The organism is Moorena sp. SIO3E8, from assembly GCF_010692445.1.
Lineage (GTDB): Bacteria > Cyanobacteriota > Cyanobacteriia > Cyanobacteriales > Coleofasciculaceae > Moorena > Moorena bouillonii.
The window spans coordinates 1-5,929 of sequence record NZ_JAAHHM010000051.1; the positions used below are offsets into that span (position 1 = coordinate 1).

The following is a 5,929-nucleotide window of genomic DNA, read 5'->3' on the forward strand; positions in this document are numbered from 1 at the left end:
GATGCAGTCGCTCATGGGGGAAACCCCCGCGTGAAGGCGCTGCATCGCTTTCTGATCACCCACACCCTACACCCGGTCCCCCTACACCCCACACCTCACGTCTTTGTTAAAAACCTACCCCTGTGAGATCCCCCTGATCCCCCTCATATCAAGTCCGGTTTAATACTCATCATAAAAGTGTGGGGCTCCGGAGATGGGGAGATGGGGAGATGGGGAGATGGGGAGATGGGGAAATGGGGAGATGGGGAGATAGGCTAGCAATAGAACAAATCAATAGGGTATTGTTTTCGCCATCTCTACAAGAGAATTTAGATTAATTTTAGAAATAGGGTACCCATATTACAAGTGAACATGCTAGTATTAACTCCGTCTTTACGAGATGACTATAGACTAGTCAGCCTGGGAGGTCTACCACATGATCAAGTTTTAGTTTCAAGTTCAACTAGCAGTTTATAGGTAATTAATTGTTTACAAGTTGGGTTGACAAGTCTGGCCAAGCAGGAGTAACTGGGTTGTCTTGATGCTTGTCTTGATGCAAAGCGCGAGTGGGGGGAACCCCTCAGGTCGGCGCACCCGTCGCTATTCGAGGTCTCGGCATCAGCTCCTGGCACGACCCTGGAAACTATGGGCACAAGACCTTTGATTCTATAAGCCCATGGCTGTAATCAACCCAAACTGGGCAGTTGATTGGTTGCAGTTGATTTGCGATCGCTAAACAAACCAATAGCTAGTAATCCTTTGCGGAATTCAACATCCATGTCTTGATGCAGTCGGTATTTCCGCCGTCTTTTACTAGCTAATACTTTTCGGTAAATTCCAGCGTTGATTGACCGAATAGTTTTCCTACAAACGGATAATAAACGTTTCAAACTGGCTCGTAGGGTGCTGTGGAAACCGCCAATCGCTCTCAATCATGTTTGCGGCTCACAATCCCAAATTGCATACCCACCACTATTGGGTAAATTAGCAACTTATAGTAAAATAATTTCACCAATCGACTTGCCATCGACTTGTCATCGACTTGCCATTTAACTAGGCAGAGGTCGATCTATGCTGTTGCATTTTGCTCAAAACTATGGAAAACCTTAAGAGTACATTCAACAATACAATCAACGTAATCAAAGAAAGGATCTTTGATACCGACTTCAAACTTGCCAACATCCCTCTGTCCACGATAGTTATTGTGGTGCTCATCCTCCTCCTCACCCAGATATTGCGAGGCTTGTTCACTGCCATAATCATTAACAGAATCGAGCGTCTGACTAGCGGTACAGAAACCACCCTAGACGATGAGTTCATTAAGATTCTTAGGGCACCATTAGGCTGGCTAATTTGGCTGGCTGGACTATGGGTAGTACATCTAGTTGTGGCGACCCATCTTACTCCTGAACAGAATCAGAAAATCCCCGAGATTATGTTTGTGAGTGCTCTGTTCATTGCCACCTATATTCTTTACCGTGCTGCTCCACTACTGGGAGAGCTTCTAGCCGGATTGGCGGCCAACACTGAAACTGAACTCGACGATTTGTTCGTGCCCTACTTCCCAAGGCTTTTTCAGATCGCAGCAGTGCTGATTGCGACCATTAAAGCCAGTGAGATTTTGTTGGGGGCATCTGCTGGTGCACTGATCGGTCTACTCGGTGGTGCAGGTGTCGCCTTAGGTTTGTTATTCAAAGACATTATCTATGACTGGTGTTGTACGGTGATTATCTACGCTGATGGTCTCTATAAACCTGGTGACTGGGTAGGAGTGGACGGCGTAAATGGTTTTGTTCAGATCGTCAGTATTGGTCTCAGAAGTACAACACTTCGCCTTACTGAGTGGGGTTCTATCAAAAAAGTTCCCAATTCTAAAATGATTGCTGGCGTTGTGGAAAATTGGTCACAGAAGATTGGCGAGAGATTTGAGTGGGGTATAAATTTCAATCTTAAAATTGATGGAATTTCGGCGAAGCAAACTCCCCGAATTTGTCAGGCTATTAAAGAAAAAATTCCGACTATCGATGGCTTGCACAAGCAGAAATTTGCAGTTGTCTTTTCCAAAATTGAAGAGAATGCTCGTGTGATTATGATTAGGGTATTTGTGATTGATCCCGACCTATACTATGATGCCAATCAAGGCTTGAATATAGCCATCTTAGAAATCCTGGAAAAAGAGGAGATTGATCACCTGCATATTGAGCTGGAAAAGCAAGTTCAAGACTACAAACAGATGAAGGGAAATTTAGTTAGTGAGGTGGTATCTAAATCCTAGCAATGCTTTGAACAAGCGATGCAGCGCTCGCTCCCTTCGAAGCTGCATCGCTTTTAGGTGCGCGCCCGTTCGCGCCCCGCGTCGGCTTTGCCTCAAGGTGCGACCCAAGGGCGATTTACTCGCCCATTGGAAAGCCCACCAAAGCGCGAATTTAATTCTTAATGGTAAGAGCGCACCTTTGAAATTAGGCAAAAATTCTAATAAAATTCCTGCGCCCAGGCCGGACACTCCCCGCGCCCGGGCCCCTTCTTTTTTACAAATATCAGATGCACCCCAGATAGTAAACCTTTCAAACTAGCTCCTAGGGTGCTGCCCAAACGGGCAATTGGTGTCAATCATGTTTTTTCCATACCTAGCATGATTCCCTAAATTCGCAACTTATAGTAAAATCGTTTTGCCAATCGATTTGCCATCGACTTGCCATTTAGCTAGGCGGTCGATCTATGTTAGTGTATTTTGGTCGAAACGATGGAAAACCTTCAGGGTACATTCAACACTACAATCAACATAATCACAGAAAGGATCTTTGAATCCGACTTCCAGCTCGCCAACATTCCTGTTTCCACGATAGTTATTGTGGTGCTCATCCTCCTCCTTACCCAGATATTGCGAGGCTTGTTCACTTCAATAATCATTCACAGACTCGAGCTGATAACTAGCCGTACAGAAACTACCCTAGACGATGAGTTCATTAGCATTCTTAAGCAACCATTAGGCTGGCTAATTTGGATCGCTGGACTATGGCTAGTCTATCTAGTTGTGGCAAGCCATCTTAGTCCTGAACAGAATCAGAAAATCCCCGAGATTCTCTCTGTGAGCGCTCTGTTCATTGTCACGTATATTATTTACCGTGGTGCTCCACTATTGGGAGAGCTTCTAGCCGGATTGGCGGCAAAAACTGAAACTGAACTCGACGATTTGTTAGTCCCTTACTTCCCAAGGCTTTTTCAGATCGCAGCAATCCTGATTGCTGCCAGTAAAGCCAGTGAGATTTTGTTGGGGGCATCTGCTGGTGCACTGATCGGTCTACTGGGTGGCGCAGGTGTCGCCTTAGGTTTGTTATTAAAAGACATTATCTATGACTGGTTTTGTACAGTGGTTATCTATGCTGATGGTCTCTATAGACCCGGTGACTGGGTAAAATTGGACGGAATAAATGGTTTTGTTGAGATACTCCGTATTGGTCTGAGAAGTACAAAGGTTCGTCTTATTACTGTGGGTGGTACCAAAAAAATTCCCAATTCTAAAATGATTGGTGGAGTTGTGGTCAATTATTGGTCACAGAATCCTGGCGATACGTTGGAGTTGGGAGCCATAAATTTAACTCTGAAAATAGATGGAATTTCAGCGGAGCAAACTACCAGACTTTGTCAGGCTATTAAAGCCAAAATTCCGACTATCGATGGATTGCACAAGCAGAAAATGAAAGTTGTATTATCCAGCATTGAAGAGAATGCTCGTGTGATTCTAGTTAGGGTATTTGTGATTGATAGAAAACTCTATTTGGCCGCCATGAATGACTTGAACATAGCCATATTAGAAATCCTCCAGAAAGAGGAGATTGATCACCTGCATGTTGATCTCAGAAAGGAACTCCAAGACTACAAACAGCTGAAGGAAAATTTAGTTAGTGAGGTTAAGGAAAATTTAGTTACTGAGGTGGCATATAAATCCTAGCAATCCTTTGAACAAGGGATGCAGCGCGGCTGCATCCCTATTCGAGCTCTGGGCATCTGGTCTTGGCACGACCCTGGGAACTATCGGCACAAGGGATTTGCTTAATAATTGAATGATTTGAATAGTTTTGTGGAATGAGCATCTTGCTGTCTAACAAGCATCTTACTGTGGAACGGGCATCTTGCCCGTTACAATTCCCGGGCAGGCAGGATGCCCACCCCACTGATATTCCTTCGACGATTCAGCAATGCCAGCACTATTGGGTCAATTCGCAACTTAGTCAATTCCCAACTTATAGTAAAATCATTCCACCAATAGACTTGCCATCGACTTGCCATTTAACTAGGCACAGGTGGATCTATGCTGTTGTATTTTGCTCGAAACTATGGAAAACCTTCAGGGTACATTCAACAATACAATCAACCTAATCAAAGCAAGGATCTTTGATTCCGACTTCCAGCTCGCCAACATTCCTGTTTCCACGATAGTGATTGTGGTGCTCATCCTCATCCTTACCCAGATATTGCGAGGCTTGTTCACTTCAATAATCATTCACAGACTCGAGCGTCTGACTAGCCGTACCAAAACCACCCTAGACTATGAGTTAATTAGGATTCTTAAGCAACCATTAGGCTGGCTAATTTGGCTGGCTGGACTATGGGTAGTACATCTAGTTGTGGCCACCCATCTTACTCCTGAACAGAATCAGAAAATCCCCGAAATTCTGTTTGTGACTGCTCTGTTCATTGCCACCTATATTCTTTACCGTGCTGCTCCACTACTGGGAGAGCTGCTAGCCGGATTGGCAACCAACACTGAAACTGAACTCGACGATTTGTTCGTGCCCTACTTCCCAAGGCTTTTTCAGATCGCAGCAGTGCTGATTGCGACCATTAAAGCCAGTGAGATTTTGTTGGGGGCATCTGCTGGTGCACTGATCGGTCTACTCGGTGGTGCAGGTGTCGCCTTAGGTTTGTTATTCAAAGACATTATCTATGACTGGTGTTGTACGGTGATTATCTACGCTGATGGTCTCTATAAACCTGGTGACTGGGTAGGAGTGGACGGCGTAAATGGTTTTGTTCAGATCGTCAGTATTGGTCTCAGAAGTACAACACTTCGCCTTACTGAGTGGGGTTCTATCAAAAAAGTTCCCAATTCTAAAATGATTGCTGGCGTTGTGGAAAATTGGTCACAGAAGATTGGCGAGAGATTTGAGTGGGGTATAAATTTCAATCTTAAAATTGATGGAATTTCGGCGAAGCAAACTCCCCGAATTTGTCAGGCTATTAAAGAAAAAATTCCGACTATCGATGGCTTGCACAAGCAGAAATTTGCAGTTGTCTTTTCCAAAATTGAAGAGAATGCTCGTGTGATTATGATTAGGGTATTTGTGATTGATCCCGACCTATACTATGATGCCAATCAAGGCTTGAATATAGCCATCTTAGAAATCCTGGAAAAAGAGGAGATTGATCACCTGCATATTGAGCTGGAAAAGCAAGTTCAAGACTACAAACAGATGAAGGGAAATTTAGTTAGTGAGGTGGTATCTAAATCCTAGCAATGCTTTGAACAAGCGATGCAGCGCTCGCTCCCTTCGAAGCTGCATCGCTTTTAGGTGCGCGCCCGTTCGCGCCCCGCGTCGGCTTTGCCTCAAGGTGCGACCCAAGGGCGATTTACTCGCCCATTGGAAAGCCCACCAAAGCGCGAATTTAATTCTTAATGGTAAGAGCGCACCTTTGAAATTAGGCAAAAATTCTAATAAAATTCCTGCGCCCAGGCCGGACACTCCCCGCGCCCGGGCCCCTTCTTTTTTACAAATATCAGATGCACCCCAGATAGTAAACCTTTCAAACTAGCTCCTAGGGTGCTGCCCAAACGGGCAATTGGTGTCAATCATGTTTTTTCCATACCTAGCATGATTCCCTAAATTCGCAACTTATAGTAAAATCGTTTTGCCAATCGATTTGCCATCGACTTGCCATTTAGCTAGGC

5 protein-coding genes are annotated in these 5,929 nt (G+C 44.7%); 3 read left to right on the forward strand and 2 right to left on the reverse strand.

Annotated elements, in window-relative coordinates:
* Positions 1 to 665: 665 nt before the first annotated feature.
* Positions 666 to 911, reverse strand: a complete 246-nt coding sequence (locus F6K46_RS20815; protein ID WP_293057389.1) for a hypothetical protein — start codon at positions 909 to 911, stop codon at positions 666 to 668.
* A gap of 152 nt (positions 912 to 1,063) precedes the next feature.
* On the opposite strand from F6K46_RS20815, the gene F6K46_RS20820 reads away from it, so the two are divergent.
* Complete coding sequence (locus F6K46_RS20820; RefSeq protein ID WP_366664720.1) at positions 1,064 to 2,254, forward strand: mechanosensitive ion channel domain-containing protein; 1,191 nt, start codon at positions 1,064 to 1,066, stop codon at positions 2,252 to 2,254.
* A gap of 456 nt (positions 2,255 to 2,710) precedes the next feature.
* Positions 2,711 to 3,931, forward strand: coding sequence for a mechanosensitive ion channel domain-containing protein (locus tag F6K46_RS20825; RefSeq protein ID WP_293057395.1), 1,221 nt, complete (start codon positions 2,711 to 2,713; stop codon positions 3,929 to 3,931).
* A 188-nt stretch (positions 3,932 to 4,119) separates the two neighbouring features.
* Here the strand turns inward: F6K46_RS20825 and F6K46_RS20830 are convergent, their stop codons facing one another.
* Positions 4,120 to 4,269: a hypothetical protein gene (locus F6K46_RS20830; RefSeq protein WP_293057398.1), complete on the reverse strand. Its 150-nt coding sequence runs from the start codon at positions 4,267 to 4,269 to the stop codon at positions 4,120 to 4,122.
* 47 nt (positions 4,270 to 4,316) lie between these two features.
* Between F6K46_RS20830 and F6K46_RS20835 the strand changes: the two genes are divergently transcribed.
* Positions 4,317 to 5,495 (forward strand): mechanosensitive ion channel domain-containing protein, encoded by a 1,179-nt coding sequence (locus tag F6K46_RS20835; RefSeq protein WP_293117298.1) that lies wholly within the window; start codon positions 4,317 to 4,319, stop codon positions 5,493 to 5,495.
* Positions 5,496 to 5,929: the final 434 nt, after the last annotated feature.